This window comes from Pseudodesulfovibrio thermohalotolerans, from assembly GCF_021353295.2.
GTDB classification, from domain to species: Bacteria; Desulfobacterota; Desulfovibrionia; order Desulfovibrionales; family Desulfovibrionaceae; genus Pseudodesulfovibrio; species Pseudodesulfovibrio thermohalotolerans.
This window is the reverse complement of the sequence record NZ_CP120635.1, coordinates 1760259-1777705: the sequence shown is the minus strand read 5'-3', so window position 1 is coordinate 1777705 and position 17447 is coordinate 1760259. Positions and strand designations below refer to the sequence as shown.

The 17447-nt window shown below is 60.9% G+C and carries 16 protein-coding genes; 9 read left to right on the top strand and 7 right to left on the bottom strand.

What is annotated here, in order from left to right; translation table 11 throughout:
* Positions 1–33: 33 nt before the first annotated feature.
* The 3 genes from LF599_RS08360 to LF599_RS08350 form a co-directional block, all read right to left on the bottom strand.
* On the bottom strand, positions 34–849 hold the full coding sequence (locus tag LF599_RS08360) for an amino acid ABC transporter permease (protein ID WP_279522970.1): 816 nt from the start codon (positions 847–849) through the stop codon (positions 34–36).
* 113 nt (positions 850–962) lie between these two features.
* Positions 963–1604 carry a dTMP kinase gene (tmk, locus tag LF599_RS08355; protein ID WP_279522969.1) on the bottom strand — a complete coding sequence of 214 codons (642 nt, stop codon included), beginning with the start codon at positions 1602–1604 and terminating at the stop codon, positions 963–965.
* On the bottom strand, positions 1580–2608 hold the full coding sequence (locus tag LF599_RS08350) for a 3'-5' exoribonuclease YhaM family protein (RefSeq protein ID WP_404823745.1): 1029 nt from the start codon (positions 2606–2608) through the stop codon (positions 1580–1582). The genes tmk and LF599_RS08350 overlap by 25 nt, the downstream gene beginning before the upstream one ends.
* 158 nt (positions 2609–2766) lie before the next feature.
* Here LF599_RS08350 and surE point away from each other — a divergent pair, with 158 nt between their 5' ends.
* Both surE and gap read left to right on the top strand, forming a co-directional pair.
* Positions 2767–3519, top strand: coding sequence for a 5'/3'-nucleotidase SurE (surE, locus tag LF599_RS08345; protein WP_269943212.1), 753 nt, complete (start codon positions 2767–2769; stop codon positions 3517–3519).
* A 91-nt stretch (positions 3520–3610) separates the two neighbouring features.
* On the top strand, positions 3611–4591 hold the full coding sequence (gap, locus tag LF599_RS08340; protein WP_269943211.1) for a type I glyceraldehyde-3-phosphate dehydrogenase: 981 nt from the start codon (positions 3611–3613) through the stop codon (positions 4589–4591).
* 107 nt (positions 4592–4698) lie between these two features.
* Here the strand turns inward: gap and traT are convergent, their stop codons facing one another.
* The 4 genes from traT to trmFO form a co-directional block, all read right to left on the bottom strand.
* Complete coding sequence (gene traT / locus LF599_RS08335; RefSeq protein WP_279522968.1) at positions 4699–5457, bottom strand: complement resistance protein TraT; 759 nt, start codon at positions 5455–5457, stop codon at positions 4699–4701.
* The gene (locus tag LF599_RS08330) at positions 5457–7709 is read right to left on the bottom strand and encodes a S1C family serine protease (protein WP_279522967.1); all 2253 of its coding nucleotides are present in this window, start codon (positions 7707–7709) and stop codon (positions 5457–5459) included. Before LF599_RS08330 ends, traT begins: the two co-directional genes overlap by 1 nt.
* Before the next feature lie 177 nt (positions 7710–7886).
* Positions 7887–9191: an O-acetylhomoserine aminocarboxypropyltransferase/cysteine synthase family protein gene (locus LF599_RS08325; RefSeq protein WP_279522966.1), complete on the bottom strand. Its 1305-nt coding sequence runs from the start codon at positions 9189–9191 to the stop codon at positions 7887–7889.
* A gap of 252 nt (positions 9192–9443) precedes the next feature.
* Positions 9444–10772, bottom strand: coding sequence for a methylenetetrahydrofolate--tRNA-(uracil(54)-C(5))-methyltransferase (FADH(2)-oxidizing) TrmFO (gene trmFO, locus LF599_RS08320; protein ID WP_279522965.1), 1329 nt, complete (start codon positions 10770–10772; stop codon positions 9444–9446).
* Between the two features lie 77 nt (positions 10773–10849).
* On the opposite strand from trmFO, the gene LF599_RS08315 reads away from it, so the two are divergent.
* From LF599_RS08315 to LF599_RS08285, 7 genes are all read left to right on the top strand, one after another.
* Positions 10850–11818, top strand: coding sequence for an ABC transporter ATP-binding protein (locus LF599_RS08315; protein ID WP_279522964.1), 969 nt, complete (start codon positions 10850–10852; stop codon positions 11816–11818).
* Between the two features lie 3 nt (positions 11819–11821).
* Positions 11822–12781 carry an ABC transporter ATP-binding protein gene (locus tag LF599_RS08310; RefSeq protein WP_279522963.1) on the top strand — a complete coding sequence of 320 codons (960 nt, stop codon included), beginning with the start codon at positions 11822–11824 and terminating at the stop codon, positions 12779–12781.
* A gap of 90 nt (positions 12782–12871) precedes the next feature.
* A complete protein-coding gene (locus LF599_RS08305) occupies positions 12872–13435 on the top strand; it encodes an HDIG domain-containing metalloprotein (RefSeq protein WP_279522962.1) in 564 nt (187 codons plus the stop codon).
* Positions 13436–13531: 96 nt separating this feature from the next.
* On the top strand, positions 13532–14302 hold the full coding sequence (gene cbiQ, locus LF599_RS08300) for a cobalt ECF transporter T component CbiQ (protein ID WP_279522961.1): 771 nt from the start codon (positions 13532–13534) through the stop codon (positions 14300–14302).
* Complete coding sequence (locus LF599_RS08295; protein WP_279522960.1) at positions 14299–15015, top strand: energy-coupling factor ABC transporter ATP-binding protein; 717 nt, start codon at positions 14299–14301, stop codon at positions 15013–15015. Before cbiQ ends, LF599_RS08295 begins: the two co-directional genes overlap by 4 nt.
* A 148-nt stretch (positions 15016–15163) precedes the next feature.
* Positions 15164–16555, top strand: a complete 1392-nt coding sequence (locus LF599_RS08290; protein ID WP_279522959.1) for an MATE family efflux transporter — start codon at positions 15164–15166, stop codon at positions 16553–16555.
* Between the two features lie 9 nt (positions 16556–16564).
* Positions 16565–17446, top strand: coding sequence for a DUF2156 domain-containing protein (locus tag LF599_RS08285; protein WP_279522958.1), 882 nt, complete (start codon positions 16565–16567; stop codon positions 17444–17446).
* The last annotated feature ends 1 nt before the right edge of the window (position 17447 follow it).

Below are 17447 nucleotides of genomic sequence, written 5' to 3'. Positions count from 1 at the left end.
CTCTCCAAATGGTCATGCCGAACTCCCTGGAGGTTATGGCCTGAGGCCGTTGAACCGTCTCTCCAACAACCAGACCACCCCGGACAGAGCCAGGGTGACCACAAGGTAGATGGCCGCGACGGTGAACCATATCTCGAAAGTCAAAAACGTTTCCGCGTCGATCATGCGCCCCCGCTGGGTCAAATCCAGGATGGCGATGGTGCTGACCAGGGCCGAATCCTTGACCAGAGAGACTGCCTGACTGGTCAGGGGCGGCAGCACGCGCCGCACGGCCTGGGGCAGAATAATGTGGCGGTACATGGCATACGGCCCCATGCCGAGGCTCTTGGCGGCCTCCCACTGCCCCTTGTCGATGGAAGTGATGCCAGCCCGGAATATCTCCGAGGCATAGGCCCCCTCGAACAGACTCAGGGCGATGACCGCGGAATTGAATGCGGAGATGTCCAGAATGGGTGCGATGACGAAATAAATAAAGAAAATCTGAATGAGCAATGGGGTATTGCGGATCATCTCCATATATCCGCGAGCCACGCCTCGCGCCGCCCAGGACGAAGACATGCGCATCAATGCCGTGGCCAGGCCGATGACGAGCATGAGCGCCAGGCTGATGCCCGTTATCTTGAAGGTCACCCAGAGCCCTTCCATAAGCGGCCCCCAGGTGAAACCCTGATCGGAGACGTGCCAGAGGTACTGCGGAATGCGGTACCACTGCCAGTTGTAACCCAGCCGCTGGGAGCCCAAAACAAGCAACCAGACAACGCCGATCAGGAGCAAAAGGGTCTTGGACGTATCCGCCAGGACGGAAAGGGACAAGACTCCTGATCGCTTGGGATGTAATTCAGCCGACATGCTCTCCGGGATGTTTAAAATTAAGAATAGGAACTACCACCAATCCGAGTGAAGCATAGCACAAAACCCGGAAGAATCCAGGCACCGTTGTGCAAAAAAGGACCGGATGCGAATCAGTCCTCTCCGGGACCGCCCATTTCAATGGCGGCCTTGATCTGCGCGAAAACCTCGTCGGGCGTACCGGAGGCGTCAATCACGCGTATGCGCTCCCGGTTGAAGGCTGCCCAGGTCAGGTACCCTTGCCGGATACGGTTGTGGAAAGAGAGATGTTCGGCTTCGAACCGCCCTTCCGCCTTGGCTTTGCCTTCCTCAAGATTGCGAAGGGTGGCCCGCTTCAACCCCACCTCGGGGTCTATATCCAGAACGAGGGTCAAGTCGGGCCACAGACCGTCAACGGCCACCTCGTTAAGCTCTTTGAGCATGGTGGTGTCGAGGCCTCGCCCGTACCCCTGATAGACTATGGTCGAATCCGCGAATCGATCGCAGAGGACCACTTTACCCGCTTCAAGCTCGGGCCGTATGACCTGGGCCACATGTTGCGCGCGGTCCGCCAGATAGAGGAAAAGCTCGGTGATGGGCGTGATGTCCTTGTTGTCCACATGCAGGAGCATCTTGCGCAATGCAGTACCAACGCGGCTGCCGCCGGGCTCCAGGGTCAAGAGGACCTCCCTGCCCTGCCGCTCGAAATATTCCCGAACCCTGGCGATCTGCGTGGATTTCCCGGTCCCCTCTATGCCTTCAAAGGTAATAAACATTGATTCTCCGCTTTCCCGTTCTGTTTTTTGGCGCTGTCGGGGGTTTGCTCGGGCCGGAACACGTTGCGCTCAAGAAACCGCATGTAGGGAGACCAGTCCGCTCCGGTCTTGTCCATTTCGGTATAGGCCTGATCGATGATGTTCAGCTTGGCGTCCATGTTGTCCGCAAAATGCAGGATGAACGCTTCCGGGGTCTTGGGGCGCACCGGAGAGCCGAACTCGTGCTCCCCGTGATGGCTCGTAATCAGGTGCTTGAGATGCAGCTTGAGCCCTTCTTCAAGACGGGGCGCGCGGGCCAGAAACGGCTCCAATTTTTCCACACCGATCTGGATGTGACCGAAGAGCCGCCCTTCGTCGGTGTAGTCGTTGGTCAGGCCGCCGGACAATTCCCAGGCTTTGCCCAAATCGTGAAAGATGGCCCCGGCCAGCAACGTCTGGCGGTCGAGGTGCGGGTAAACATCGCACAACGCCATGCACGCCCGGGCCACGCCCAGCGTGTGCTCAAGCAGGCCGCCCACATATGCGTGATGCACGGTCTTGGCGCCCGGAGCGGTCAAAAACCTGGACCGGATGCTCTCGCTGCTCAACACCTTGCGGCAAAAGGTTTTCCACGGCTTGTGCTTCATGTGCTCGGTAATCAGGTCCTCAATGGCCTCCATCATCTCCTCGGGCGGAACCTTGGATGCGGGCAGGAAATCCGAAAGGTCCACGCCCAACGCGTTCCCATCCAGCAATTCCATTTGATCCACCTTGAGCTGATTCTTGTCGCGGTAGCTTTCCACGAAGCCCCTTACGCGAACGAAGGTTCCCGGTTCAAGAGCCGGATATTCAAGACTTTTCGGACTCCAAATCTTGCCGTCGACGGCCCCGGTGGCGTCCTGGAAGGAAAGATTCCAGTAAGGCCCGTTCTTGGACTGAGCCTGATTGGCCACGGCCAGAAGAAAAATATCGTCAACGGATTGCCCCGGTGACAGTGACTGGATATATTGCGACTTTTTGCCCACTGATCTTGCCATTGGATAGATGTTGAGGTACCCCGCCCGTACGCGTATTGTATGTGTATCGGCGAGAAACGGCCCTGCGTGAATGTCGCGCGGCCGCTCTGGGTTATGAACCTGATTTCACACGTATTGTCAAATCCTAGCTTGCAGGCGGAAAAACGATGAACATACTGCTCGCCAATGACGACGGCATCCAGGCCATCGGGCTGCGCGCCCTGTATTTCGCCCTCAAGGAGGCGGGCCACGACGTCCATGTGGTCGCGCCGGTCACGGAGCAATCCGCAGTGGGACACGCCGTGACTCTGGCCATGCCCATCCGGGTCAAACAATTCCGGGAAAACGGCTTCGTGGGACAAGGCGTCTACGGCACGCCCGTGGACTGCGTCAAGCTCGGCCTGTCCACCCTGCTGGACGAAAAGCCCGACCTGGTCCTGTCCGGCATCAACGCCGGAGCCAACGTGGGCGTGGACATCCTTTACTCCGGCACGGTGTCGGCCGCAACCGAAGGCGCGCTCATGGAAATTCCGTCCATGGCCGTTTCCATGGACAACTTCAATCCCGAGGATTTGAGCGGCCAGGCGCGATACTGCGCCGACCTGCTGCCCCGAATCCCATGGGATGAGCTGCCGCGCAAATGTGTGCTCAACCTCAATTTTCCCAACCGGCCCATTGAAGAGGCCCGGGAAATGATTCTCTGCCCGCACACCAGGGCGTCCTACGACGACGTCTACGACACCAGACAGGACCCGCGCGGCAGGCCGTACTACTGGCTCACCGGAGCCATCCCGCCCGAGCGGATCAGCCCGGACCGGGACCGCGCCCTGCTGACTTCGGGACACATAACCCTGACCCCGCTGCATTTCGATTTCACGGACCGGGAAACCATGGACATGCTCAGGCGCACCGTTTCGTAACCCCCGTTGACGGAAAAACATCGGCACAGTATGATTGTTGTCCGATAAAACGTAATTCAGACATAATCGCATACCCACAGGAGGACTCGGCATGGCGACGAAAATAGGCTTGAACGGATTTGGACGCATCGGCCGGTATCTGGCTCGGCTGCTGGCGGAGGAAAACGATCTGGAATTGGTGGCCGTCAACGCACGCGCCTCGAATGAGGATCTCGCCCACCTGCTCAAATACGACTCCGTGCACGGTCGTTTCCTGGATGTGCAGCCCACCGAGGATGGCTTCATCATGGCCGGAAAGCCGGTGAAGGTGACCCGCAACGCACCCGGCGAATGGACCTGGGGCGAACTCGGCTGCGACCTGGTGATCGAATCCACCGGCAAGTTCACCGACCGCGAGAGCTGCGAAAAGCATCTGGCCTGTGGCGCCAAGAAGGTCATCATCTCCGCGCCCGGCAAGAATGCCGACGTAACCGTGGTCATCGGCGTGAATGACGAGGAGCTCAAGCCCGAGCACAAAATCATTTCCAATGCCTCCTGCACCACCAACTGCCTGGCTCCGGTGGCCAAGGTCATCCACGAGACTTTCGGCATCAAGCACGGCATCATGACCACCGTGCACTCCTACACCATGAGCCAGCGCATCCTGGACGGCTCTCACAAGGACATGCGCCGCGCCCGCGCCTGCGCCATGAATATGGTCCCCACCACCACCGGCGCGGCCAAGGCCGTCGGCCTGGTCATCCCCGAGCTCAACGGCCTGCTGGACGGCATGTCCATCCGCGTGCCCACCCCCAACGTTTCCCTGGTTGACCTGGTCTGCGAACTGAAGACGCAAACCACCGTCGAGGAAGTCAACGCGGCCCTCCGGGCTGCGGCCAACGATTCCATGGGCTACACCGACGAACCGCTCGTCTCCGTGGATTTCACAGGCTCCACCTTCGGCGGCGTGGTCGACAGCTCCCTGACCCGCGTTATGGGCGGCACCCAGGTCAAGGTCATCGCCTGGTACGACAACGAGGCCGGTTTCACCAACCAGTTGCTGCGCCTCATGAGGAAAGCCGCCGCCATGTAGCGGTGCTCTCCCCGGCCCGGCCACGGGGTCGACGGAGAAACAAACAAAAGCCCCCGGCTCGCTGGAGCCGGGGGCTTTGTTTTTTCGGCTGAACCGCCGGTCGATCCCTAGATGATGTCCTTGAGGATGCGCAGGTAGCGGGAGCGGACTTCGTTGATGATGTCCGACTTGTTCGCCCGAAAGCCGCCCGCGTAAACCGCCAGCTCAAGAGTTTCCCGGGAACGGAACCCCTTGAAGTTGGTCTTTTTCTCCCTGATCTTCTTGCCGGTGACGAAGGAGATGGTTCTCTCGTCCTCGATATGTTCGGGCATGACCGTCCCCATGGTCACGGAAGAAACGATGGCGAACGTCTCCTCCGTGGCGTAATTGCGAATGATCTCTGAAAGAGCGGCCCCGACCACGGAGCCTGCGGCGGCCCCGGTCACGGTGTCAGCCATACGCCCTCCCTGAATGCCGGGTGCGGCCCCGGCCACGCCGCCCGCCGCCGCGCCGAGGAATGTGTACTCTGCGGGCAGCATCTCGGTGGCCTGACCAAAATAACGGATGTTGATGTCGAGCAGGATGCCGAAATCGTCCCCGTGGGTAACCTCATAGCCGAGGCTTTCGTATGCCGCCTCAAGCTGGTCGCGGAAATTATAGAGATCCAGGCTGGAATCGCCCGTGGTATTGCGAATCCGGAGTTTGAGCCTGCTGTTCCGAAACATGGCGGGATCGGTGACGAACTCGCCGCTCTTGGTGGCTCCGTAGGAATAGCCCGAGGCCTCGTCCTTTACCAACCGATACGAGTTCTGTTGCCGCTCCACGCAGGAGGCCAGCAGGAACAACGCCCCGATCAGCACCATCACGCTTTTCATCATATTCTTCATTACTTGCTCCCCTTGCATACGCTGATTCCGTTGTGATCGAGGAAATCGAACACTTCCTTGTAATGGATCGAGAAATTGAGTCCTTCCGTGGCCACGCCGGACCCCGCTTTCTTGACGCCCCAGTCATGCACGCCGACCACATACTTGCCGTAGAAAACCGGCCCGCCGGAATTGCCGCCGTTGGTGGCGGCATCGGTCTGGATGTACAGAACCTTGCTGTTGGACGACATGTAATTGATGGGCGGAGTCTCCCGTATGGAGCTGATGACGCCCCGGGTGATGGAGAACTCCAATCCCTGCGGATGCCCGATGATCTCCAGGGTCTCGCCCAGAGGCAATTCCCGCTTGTCGTAGAAGCAGACCGCCTTGCCCCGGATATCCGCCTGGATCAGGGCCAGGTCGAGACGCGCGTCGCGGGCTATGACGCGCCCCATGGTCTCGCGCTCGTCAAACAGCTTGAGCTGGACGTAGTTCGCCTCTTCCACGACGTGGTAGTTGGTGATGACCATGTCGTCGGTGACGTAGAAGCCGGTGCCGATGCCGGACCCGGTGTTGCGCACCAGCACCACGCTGTCGAACCGCTTGTCCGAGTATTTGTCGAACCCGTACGTCTCACTCTTGCGCTTGAGCTGCGCGGTGCTGCGGTCGGCGGTAAATATGCGCTGCACATCGCCCATGTTCTTATATTTCTTCACTTCAGAGGAACGCGTTGCATACTGATCCAGCAAATCCGACAGGTTGACGACCGCCGGTTCGAGTTCGTAACGGACCACATCATCCTCCAACACGGATTCCTGCAGGAACTTCGTCCGCGCCGGATCGCTGTCCTGCAAGGCGTAACACACGGTGAAGAAGGACTTCTCGCTGATGTCGAAGGTGTCCCGGAAAATCCGTTTCCGCCGCTTGTCCACCACGTAATAGTTGACCGTACCGAGCTTGTAGATGTCCATGTACGCCTTGGTCACGGGATACGGCTGATAATCGGCCACCTGAATAAACTTGGGCGTGCTCCTGAGCTTCTCCCTGGCCTGAGAGAGACGCTTGTCGGTCTCGGCCATGAGATCGTCTTTTTCTCCCTCTTCTATGTAGTGGATGATCGGATCCACGAGCCAATGGGTGGTATCCTTGTTCGCGGCCGTCTCATGCTCCCTGGTCGCCGCCTCCATCTCCGCCTTGGCAATCTCGTATTCGGGATTGTCCTCGCGTACAAAGGAAGCCACATAGGTCGACTGAACGGTCTCCTCCCTGGCCACCACCCGTCGGGCCTTGGCCGTTGCGATGCCCACCAGGACAAGGATATCCGCCTCCTGCACGGCCTCGCTCTGAAACGCCTTGCGCATGGACGCCCTGGATGCCTCGAACGGCATATCCAACTTGATGTCCAGGCCGAAATCGATGGCCTTGTCCCGAATCAGATCGGGGCTGGTCACCTGGAGAAAGGCGATCTTGATGCCGGGGATAGTCCTCAACTCCAGCCCCGCGTCCCGGCACTGCTCGTAGGCGGCAAGGATGTCCTTGAGGTCGGCCTTGGCAGGATTGGGACACAGAGACTTGAAATACTCCTGCGCCAACCGCTCCCGAGATGATTCCGGCAGGAACTTACCGTAATCGGCGAGGAACGCCGTAGACTGCTCCCGGGACATGGAGCCGACGGCCTTGCTCCACACGGCCTGATTCGCCGAAAGGAACTCCGTCTCGTCGAGCTTCACGGGGTATGCGTCAAAGAAGTTTTGTCCGCCGCCCAGGGGAAAGGTCGCGAAATTGCCTGCGGCGTCCGCGCGAATGGCCTCATCCCGGGCAGCCACGGCTTTGAGGGCCTGGTCGTATCCAGTCGGCCTGAATTGGGGATATTTGAAAATTTCCACCTGTTTCAGGCGGTTCTCTTTCTCGACAAGCGCGTCCATGGCCTCCCGGACCTCGGCCCAGCGATTCCGATCCACCGGCCACCGCACGGCCTCGGCTTCATCAGCGAGCTCGGCAATCAAGGGAGAATACTTGAACTCCAGCCCCTTGGCCAAACGGTCCATGGTGGACGTCACTTCGGCACCACCCATGGCACCGGAGAAATAGGCTTCATTGGCCACGACCACCCCGGCGGCCTTGTCGATCTGCCCTTGGTCGAGCAATGCGGCCGTCATCGCCGCAGGAGAGTCATTGGAAACCGAGGCGGAGCCGCCCTGCTTCACGTTGCAGGATGAGAGCAGCAAACAGGACAGAATCAACAGGATCAAGACGGGCAACTTACGGCACATGCAAACCTCACTACTTTTCTTCAAGGAATGACGGCCACATCCGTGGGCCGTCCCGCTCTTTTTCAGGGATTTGAGCGGCCGCATTGGAATACGCCAAATCAATATCGAGAGCAAGGCGAAGACTGCAAAAAAAAGCCCTGCGAGCAGGGCTTTCTAAAATGGATTCGAAGTATTGCGTTACCGCTGGGACATGGACAGCGCGCGATCGAGATCGTCGATGATGTCGTCCGCATCCTCGATGCCTACGGAGATGCGCACGAGGTCCTCGGGAACGCCCGCCGCCTGTTGCTCCTCGGGAGTAGACTGACCATGAGTGGTGGACGCCGGATGAATAACCAGGGTTTTGGCGTCGAGGATATTGGCCAGATGCGAGCAAAGCTCGACGGACTCGATAAATTTCCGTCCCGCCTCCAAGCCGCCCTTGACCCCGAAACCGAAAACCGCGCCCGGCCCCAGGGGGAAGGTGTTCTTGGCCCGGTCATAGTCGGGATGGCTCGGCAGGCCCGCGTAATTGACCCACTCCACGGCATAATGCCCTTCCAGGAATTCCGCGACCTTGCGTGCGTTCTCGCAATGCTGCCGCGCGCGCAGGGGCAGGGTTTCCATGCCCTGCAGAATCAGAAAGCTGTTATGCGGGGACAGGGCCGCGCCCGTATCGCGCAAAAGCCCGATGCGCACCTTGGTGGTGAACACGGGACACGGTTCGCCGGACGGTCCGCCCAGAACCTCCCACAGGTTCATGCCATGGTAGGTCGGGTCCGGTGCGCACAGCTCGGGATACCGATCCCCGGCGGCCCAATCGAAATCGCCCTTCTCCACGATGGCCCCGCCCATGGCGACGCCGTGGCCGCCCACGATCTTGGTCAGGGAGTAGACCACGATATCGCAGCCAAAGTCGAAAGGATTGAAAATGGGCGGCGGAGCCACTGTGGCGTCGAGGATGAACGGCACCCCGTGGGCATGGGCCACCTTGGCGATGCCGGACAGGTCGTCCACGTTGCAGCGCGGGTTGCCGATGGCCTCGCTGTAGACCAGACGAGTATTCTCATCGATGGCCGCTTCGAAATTCGCCGGATCGGAGGAATCCACGAAACGCGCCTCAATGCCGAACCGCTTGAGGGTATGCTCGAACAGGGTCTGGGTCCCGCCGTACAGATTGGAGCCGGTGACGATGTTCTGGCCCGCTGAGGCGATGGTCGTGACCGCGTAAAAGATAGCGGCCATGCCGCTGGCCGTGGCAATGGCTCCGGCCCCGCCGTGCAGGGCGGCCAGCCGTTTCTCCAGCACGTCTGTGGTGGGGTTGTTCAGCCGGGTGTAGATGTAGCCGGGTTCCTTGAGAGAGAACACGTCAGCGGCGTGCTTGGTGTCGCGGAACAGATACGCGGTGGTCTGGTATATGGGCACGGCCCGCGAGCCGGTCTCGTCCGGGGTATGCCCCGCGTGAAGGGCCACGGTCTGAGGCCCGTATTGTCTGTCGGTCATGGTATGTCTCCTTGGTCTGGGCGAAAACACGCCCGTTGCCCAATAAAATGCGCCTTCGCCCCCGGGTTGGCAAGGGCGAACGCATAGCGATTCATTATCGACTCCATAACCGGCGGCGGGACAGGAACAAATTCCCGCACACGAAAACACGCATAAACCACAGCCATCCCCTGCTGCCGCGCCGACACACTCCGCATTTCGCCCAAACGGCGATCAACGAAAGATACCAGCCGCAAACCTGCGCGGCTGGAATCAGCCCTTCAGACCGGCCGACTCAATCCAGACGGCGAAGGCCTCCTGGGCGCGCTTGCCATAAGCTTCCTTGCGGAACTTCTTCTTTATCCGGCCTTCAAGTCCGGGCATGAGGCCGAAATTGACGTTGGACGGCTGGAACCGCTTGTCGGGCCGGGTCCGCAGATGATTCATGAGCGCACCGAGCGCGGTTTCCACGGGCGGATCGACGACCTCGCCCCCGTTGAACCGTCTTCCCAGGGACAGGCCGAGCCACAACCCGCAGGCCGCCGACTCCAGATATCCCTCCACCCCGGTAATCTGCCCCGCCAGATAGACGCCGGGCCGATTCCGAAGTTGCAGGGTTTCGTCCATGACCTCGGGCGCATTGACGTAGGTGTTGCGGTGAATGGACCCGAGCCGCAGGAACTCGGCGTTTTCCAGGCCGGGAATCATGCGGAAGATGCGCTTTTGCTCCGGGTACTTGAGCTTGGTCTGAAACCCGACCAGATTGAAGGCGGTCTTGTCCGCGTTCTCGGTGCGAAGCTGAACAATGGCGAAGGGCCGCTCACCGGTCCTGGGGTCCACGAACCCAACAGGCTTGAGCGGGCCGAAGGCGAGCGTCATCTCGCCGCGCTCGGCCATGGCCTCGACAGGCAGGCACGCCTCGAAATGGACTTCCTTCTCGAACTCGCGGGGTTTTACCTTCTCGCCCTCCAGCAACGCAGCTACGAACGCCTTGTATTCGTCCTCGCTCATGGGGCAGTTGAGATAGTCGTCATCCTCGGGCTTCCAGCGCGATCCCCAGAACGCCTTGTCAAAATCCACGGAGTCGCGCGAAATGATGGGCGCGATGGCGTCATAGAAATAGAGCCGCGCGTCGCCCACGGCGGACATGAGGCTTTCGGTCAGGTCGGGACTGGCCAGGGGACCGGCGGCGATGACCACCGCGTCGCATCCCTTGAGCGCATCGTCGTCCAAAGAGGCTATTTCCCGGCGAACCACGGTGATAAGCTCATGGTCCTCGATCTTTTCGGTAATGTATTCGGAGAACAGGGACCGGTCCACGGCCAGCGCTCCGCCCGCCGGGACCCGTGTGGCAAAGGCCGCCTCCATGACCAGACTGCCCAGGGCCTCCATTTCATCCTTGAGCAGGCCTATGGCCGCCGCAGGGCCTGTGGCGCGAAAGGAGTTGGAGCAGACCAGCTCGGCCAGTCCGTCCTCGGTGTGAGCCTCGGAACGTTTTTCGGGCTTCATCTCGAAAAGGGTCACCGAAACCCCGGCGCCAGCCAGTTGCCAGGCACAGTCGCACCCGGCCAGGCCGCCGCCCACGATCACCACATGTGCCATTTCCCCTCCCGGGTATCGTTTACGTCCGCCGCAATATGCCGTATAGGTGGCCTGACTGCGAACCAGCGGAATTTCTTATGACAAAACCATTACTGGACATACGCGAGCTGACCACCTGCTTTTCCTCGCCCCAGGGCATTGCCAAGGCGGTGGATAACGTCAGCCTTTCCTTTATGCAAGGAGAAACCCTGGCCGTCGTCGGCGAGTCAGGCTGCGGCAAGACCGTGCTCGCTCTTTCCATCCTCGGACTCATACCCGATCCGCCGGGCCGCGTCACGGACGGGAGCATCCTGTACCGGGGCAAGGACCTCCTCGACATGCCCGAGAGCGAACTCAGGCACATCCGGGGAAACGCCATCTCCATGATCTTTCAGGAGCCCATGACCGCCCTCAACCCGGTCTTCCGCATCGACGACCAGATCGCCGAGCCGTTGCGGCTGCATCAGGGATTCGACAAACGAGACGCCCTGGAAAAAGCCGTGGACGCGCTCAAGCTGGTGGGTATCCCGAACCCGGCCAAAGTCGCCCGGTCCTATCCGCACGAACTGTCCGGCGGAATGCGCCAGCGGGTCATGATCGCCATGGCCCTGGCCTGCAACCCCGACATTCTCATCGCCGACGAACCAACCACAGCACTGGACGTGACCATCCAGGCGCAGATTCTGGATTTGATGAATGATCTCAGAGCGCGGATGAACGGCTCGCTCATGCTCATCACCCACGACCTCGGCGTGGTGGCCCGCATGGCCCGGCGCGTGGCCGTCATGTACTCGGGTAAAATCGTCGAGCTTTCCGGTGTGGACGAGCTCTACGCCGAACCGCTGCACCCCTACACCAAGGGCCTGCTCGCCTCCATGCCGTCGCTGGGCGAAACCCGCGAGCTCAATCCCATCCCGGGCATTGTACCGGGCATTTTCGACCTGCCCCAAGGATGCCGTTTCCACCCCCGATGTCCCGAGGCGTACAAGAAATGCTCGCTCCTGCTCCCCCCGCTGTTCGAACCCGAGCCCGGCCGCAAGGTCCGCTGCTGGCTTTACGAGGACTAGGCCATGGCTCTGCTCGAACTGATAAACGTGACCAAGCACTACAAGGTCTCCGGCGGAATGCTCGGACTCACTACCGGCACGGTGCGAGCCGTGGACGGCGTGAACCTTAGCGTGGACCGGGGCGAAACCCTCGGGCTGGTGGGGGAATCGGGATGCGGCAAGTCCACCCTCGCCAAATGCATCATGGGGCTTGAACCGATCACCTCCGGCGAAGTCGTCTTCGGAAACCGTTCCATCAACGCCTGGGACGAGAAGAAGCTGCGCTCGAAGATGCAGATGATTTTCCAGGACCCATACTCCTCACTCAATCCGCGCCAGAAAATAGGCTCCATCATCCGTGAGGGGCTCGACATCCACGATATCGGCACCAGGGACGAACGGCGCGAAAAAGTCGCCGAACTCCTGAAATTGGTCGGCCTGCGGCCCGAACACGGCCAGCGCTATCCCCACGAATTTTCCGGAGGCCAACGCCAGCGTGTGGCCGTTGCCCGCGCCCTGGCCCTGGCCCCGACCCTGGTGGTCTGCGACGAGCCGGTGTCCGCTCTGGACGTGTCCGTGCAGGCCCAGGTCCTCGGCCTGCTCAAGGACCTGCAAAAACGGTTGAACCTGACCTACGTATTCATCTCGCACGACCTGTCCGTGGTCAGCCACATCTGCGACAGAGTGGCGGTCATGTACCTCGGGCGGATAATGGAAATCGGTCCGAGCGAAATTCTGTTCAACGCCCCCAGGCACCCGTACACCAAGGCCCTGCTGTCCGCCGTGCTGCGACCCGATCCGTCCGTGCGGCCCGAACGCATCGCCCTCACGGGCGACCTGCCAAGCCCCATGGACCCGCCCAAGGGCTGCCCCTTCCACCCCCGCTGCCCGGAAGCCTTCGACAAATGCAGGAAGGAACGCCCGGAACTCATGGATCAACCCGACGGAGTGCGCACGGCCTGCTGGCTCCACGACAGTCTGTAACTGTACCGTCCCCTTCCCGGCCCATCTGTACCTGGACCAAACGGGAACATTGGGGCATCCTTCCCGAAATCAAATTATTTAGGAGTGGACATGATAACCCGAGACGAAGCCGTCGCCCTGCTCAAGGAACACAACACCGAAGCCAATCTGATCCACCACGCCTTGGAATCCGAGGCCGTCATGCGCGGTCTGGCCCGCAAACTTGGCAGGGACGAGGAGTTGTGGGGACTCACCGGGCTGCTCCACGACCTCGACTACGCCACGACCAAGGAAGTTCCGAACCGTCACGGCCTGGACACCGTCGAAATGCTGGCGGAGAAGCTGCCCGACGAGGCGCTGGCCGCCATCCGCCGCCACGCCGCCGAGATGAACGGAGCCGAGGGACCGGAGGCCGAATTCGACTACGCCCTGCGCTGTGGCGAGACCGTCACCGGCATGGTGCACGCCGGAGCCCTGGTTCGCCCCACCCGAATCGACGGCATGAAGCCAAAAAGCCTCAAGAAAAAGATGAAGGACAAGGCGTTCGCGGCAAGCGTCAACCGGGACTGCATCCGGGAATGCGAAAAGATCGGCGTGGAACTCGGCGAATTCCTGCAAATCGCCATCGACTCCGTGACGGCCATTGCACCCGAGGTGGGACTGGCCGCCGACTAGCGCCGGTTGCGCGGGCACGGGTTTTATATTACTCCTGTGAACCGGCCGAAGCGTCGGATTGAATTCCCCGGATATGCTTGACAAACAGGAGGTTGAGTGGCCGCACTGACCGAGCCGTTCGCCACGGGCGACTCCTTTCTGCATCGCATGGATCCGCGCATCCGACTCGTCGCCGCGCTGGTCCTGAGCGTGCCCGTGGCTCTGTTGCCCGCGTCCCGGCCCGCCTGGCTCGCGCTGGCCGCCGGGCTGATCCTGATAAAGATGGCCCGGCTCGACCCGCTGATGGTGCTGAAGAGGCTGCTGGTAGTCAACTTCTTCATCGCGTTCCTGTGGTTCTTCCTGCCCTTCTCCGTGCCCGGCGAGCCGGTCTTCGACCTCGGCCCTCTGCACGCCACGGCCCAGGGCATCGACCGCGCCCTGCTCATCACGGTCAAATCGAACGCCGTAGTCATCAGCCTGATGGCCCTGCTCGGAACAATTTCTATCCAGAACCTGGGTCCGGCCCTGCAACAACTGGGCGTTCCCGACAAGCTGTGCCACATCCTGCTCTTCACCCACCGCTATGTCTTCTCCATATATCAGGAGTACACGACCATGCGGCAGGCCATGCGGGCGCGCGGGTTCAAGCCACGCACCGACCGGCACACCTACCGCACCTTCGCCTGGCTCGTCGGGATGCTCCTGGTCAAGAGCTGGGACCGCGCGGAACGGGTCCAGGGCGCCATGCGCTGCCGGGGCTTTCGGGGGCGCTTCTACAGTCTGGCCGCATTCAGAACCCGGCCCTCGGACTATCTGTTTCTCGCCGCCTGCGCCGCATTGAGCACGGGCCTCGTATATATGGGCTTCATACAAGGGGGACTGTCGTGAGCCACGCCATCATACAACTGAAGGACATCTTCTACGCCTTCCCCGGCCGGGGCGACACCCTCAAGGGGCTGACCTTCCATCTGCACCCCGGCGAGAAGCTCGGCCTGTTCGGGCCGAACGGCGCGGGCAAGTCCACCATGCTGCACATTCTCATGGGGCTTATCGCCCCGGACAAGGGCGAGGTGGAGCTATTCGGCGTCCCCATGACCGACGACAGCGCGTTCGGAGCCGTCCGAACGAGAATAGGCTTCCTGTTCCAGCACTCGGACGATCAACTCTTCTGCCCCACGGTCCTCGACGACGTGGCCTTCGGCCCCCTCAACCAGGGCCTCACGCGCGAAGAGGCGGCGGAACGGGCCAGGGAGGCGCTTACAACCGTCGGCCTGGAAGGATTCGAAGACCGCGTCCCGCACAGGCTCTCGGGCGGCGAAAAAAAACTGGTCGCCCTGGCCACAGTCCTGTCCATGCGGCCCGAGGTCCTGGTCCTGGACGAGCCCACGACTGGCCTCTCCCCCGAAGCCAAGGAACGGCTGGTGGCCATCCTCGACGGACTGGACATGGCCCGTCTGGTGGTCTCCCACGACATGGACTTCCTGGCCGCCACCACGGACCGGCTGCTGGCCATGCGCAACGGCCAAATCGGTCACGGCGAACTCAAGCCGCACAGCCACATCCACGTGCATGAGGAAGGGGACATCCCCCATCAGCACTGAGCCGTTCCCCGCCGGGGTGAAGCTGCACGAAAATCGCCCGCCACCGGGCACGTCAAATTGCGCCTCTCCCCTTGGCAACGCAAAATAAAAACCTATTATGAAGCACAGGCCCGTCAAATCCGTCGGGTCCGAGACGAACCGCCCCACGATGCCGAATAACGATCTCACAGCACAGATGTCGCACTCCCCCTCCAGAACCATCTGGAAACTGGCGTGGCCCCAGCTCATCATGACCATGTTCCACGTGCTCATCGGCATGACGGACGTATGGGTGGCGGGATACATCTCCCGCGAGGTACAGGCGTCGCTCGGCATTATCACCCAGTCCCTCTTCTTCCTGCTGGTGGTGGCCATGGCCGTTGCCAACGGCGCGGTTGCGGCCATCAGCCAGTCCATAGGGGCCGGGCTGGAGAAACGGGCCAGACGGTACGTGGGATTGTGCCTGATTCTCGCCTGCCTGCTCGGCGCGGTGTTCCTGGTCCTGGGGCTGCCGCTCAAGAATCTCCTCTTGAACGCATTGCAGGTGCCGGTGTCCATGCGGCCGGTGACGCAGTATTTCCTGACCGTGTTCCTGCTCCTGCTCCCGCCCTACTATATTCTGCTCATCACCAACGCCATCTTTCGGGCGCGCAAACAGGTGCTCTACCCCCTGTACTGCATGATAATCGTCACGGCGCTCAACACCGTGCTCGACCTGGGCCTCGGCCTCGGCTGGTTCGGCCTGCCGAACATCGGATACAAGGGGTTGGCCTGGGCCACCTTCGGCTCGGTCACCTGCGGCGCAATCTTCAACCTGGCCATCCTCGCGGGACAGGGCCAGTTGCGGCCCGCCTGCTTCGCGCCCTGGCGCTGGATGAAGCGGGCCACGCCGTACCTGGTCAAGGTCGCCTGGCCGTCCGGGCTCATGCAGATCGTCTGGCAGTCCGGCTACCTGGTGCTTTACGCCATCACCGCGAGCCTGCCCGGCGGCGCGGTCAACGCCCTGGCGGGCATGTCCATCGGCCTGCGCATCGAGTCGCTTTTGTTCATGCCGGCCATGGCCTTCAACATGACCGCATCCATCCTGGTGGGCCATTATCTCGGGGCGCGCCAACCCGAGGAGGCCAAACGGTTCGGCTTCCGCATTCTCGCCATCGGGCTGGTGTCCATTTCCATTTTCGCCCTGGTGGTCTGGCAATTCATCAATCCATGGGTGGACCTGCTCACCCGCGACGGAGCCGTGGCCGCGCAGGCGGTCAGCTACCTTAAATGGAACCTGCTGGCCATTCCCTTCACCCTGTCCAGCATGATACTGGCCGGGGCCTTCAACGGCGCGGGCGCAACCCTGTACAACATGCTCATCATGGGTGCTGCCACCTGGGGTCTCAGGCTGCCGTTGGCATACATCCTGGGTCACCAGGTCATGAACGAGGCCGAAGGCATCTGGATCGCCATGTTCTGCTCGCAGATCGTCCAATCCTCCACCCTGCTCTACTTCTACAATTTCAAGAACTGGCAACGTTTCGCCATGATCCGGAATCGGAACGGCCATAAAGGATAAGGAACGTATATGACCCTGCAATTCGAACCCATTTCCCTGGACCGGCAGGACGAATACCATGAAGCCCTGACGGGCTGTCCCCAACTCATGACCAGCGACTTCTCCTTTGCCAACGTCTTCGGCTGGGCGGAACACTACGGACTGGAATGGGCCTTCCACGACAAGCTGTGCTTCATCCGCCAGACCAAGCCCGAACCCGTCTGCTGGGCCCCGGTGGGTCCCTGGGAGGAATACGACTGGGCCAATTGCCAGGCCATGACCGAAGGGAAACGGTTCGTCCGCGTACCCGAAGCCCTGACCAGGCTGTGGTCCATCGCCTACGGCAACAAGATTACCATCTCCGAGAGCCGCGACCATTGGGACTACGTCTACTCGGTTGAAGAGCTCATCGCCCTCAAGGGAAAAGCGTTCCACAAAAAGAAGAACCTGCTCAACCAGTTCAAAAAGAGCTACCTCTACACCTACGAATCCATGGCCCCCGAGTGCGTGGAAGAGGTGCTGGAGATGCAGGACGAATGGTTCAAGTGGTACGAGGAAAACAACCCGTCCGAGGCGCTCAAGGCCGAGAACCACGCCATCACCCGCGTGCTCCAGCACATCGACCAGATCAAGGGGTTGATGGGTGCGACCATCCGCGTGGAGGGAAAAGTCATCGCCTACACCGTGGCCGAGCCGCTGTGCGAAGATTCCCTGGTCATCCACTTCGAAAAGGGGGACATCCGCTATAAGGGCGTGTACCAGGCCATCAACCAGATGTTCCTGGAAAACGATGGTGCGGAGTTCACCAACGTCAACCGCGAACAGGACCTGGGCGACCCGGGCCTGCGCAAGGCGAAGATGTCGTACAATCCGTCATTCTTCCTGAAGAAATTCGAGGCCGAGCTGCTCTAGC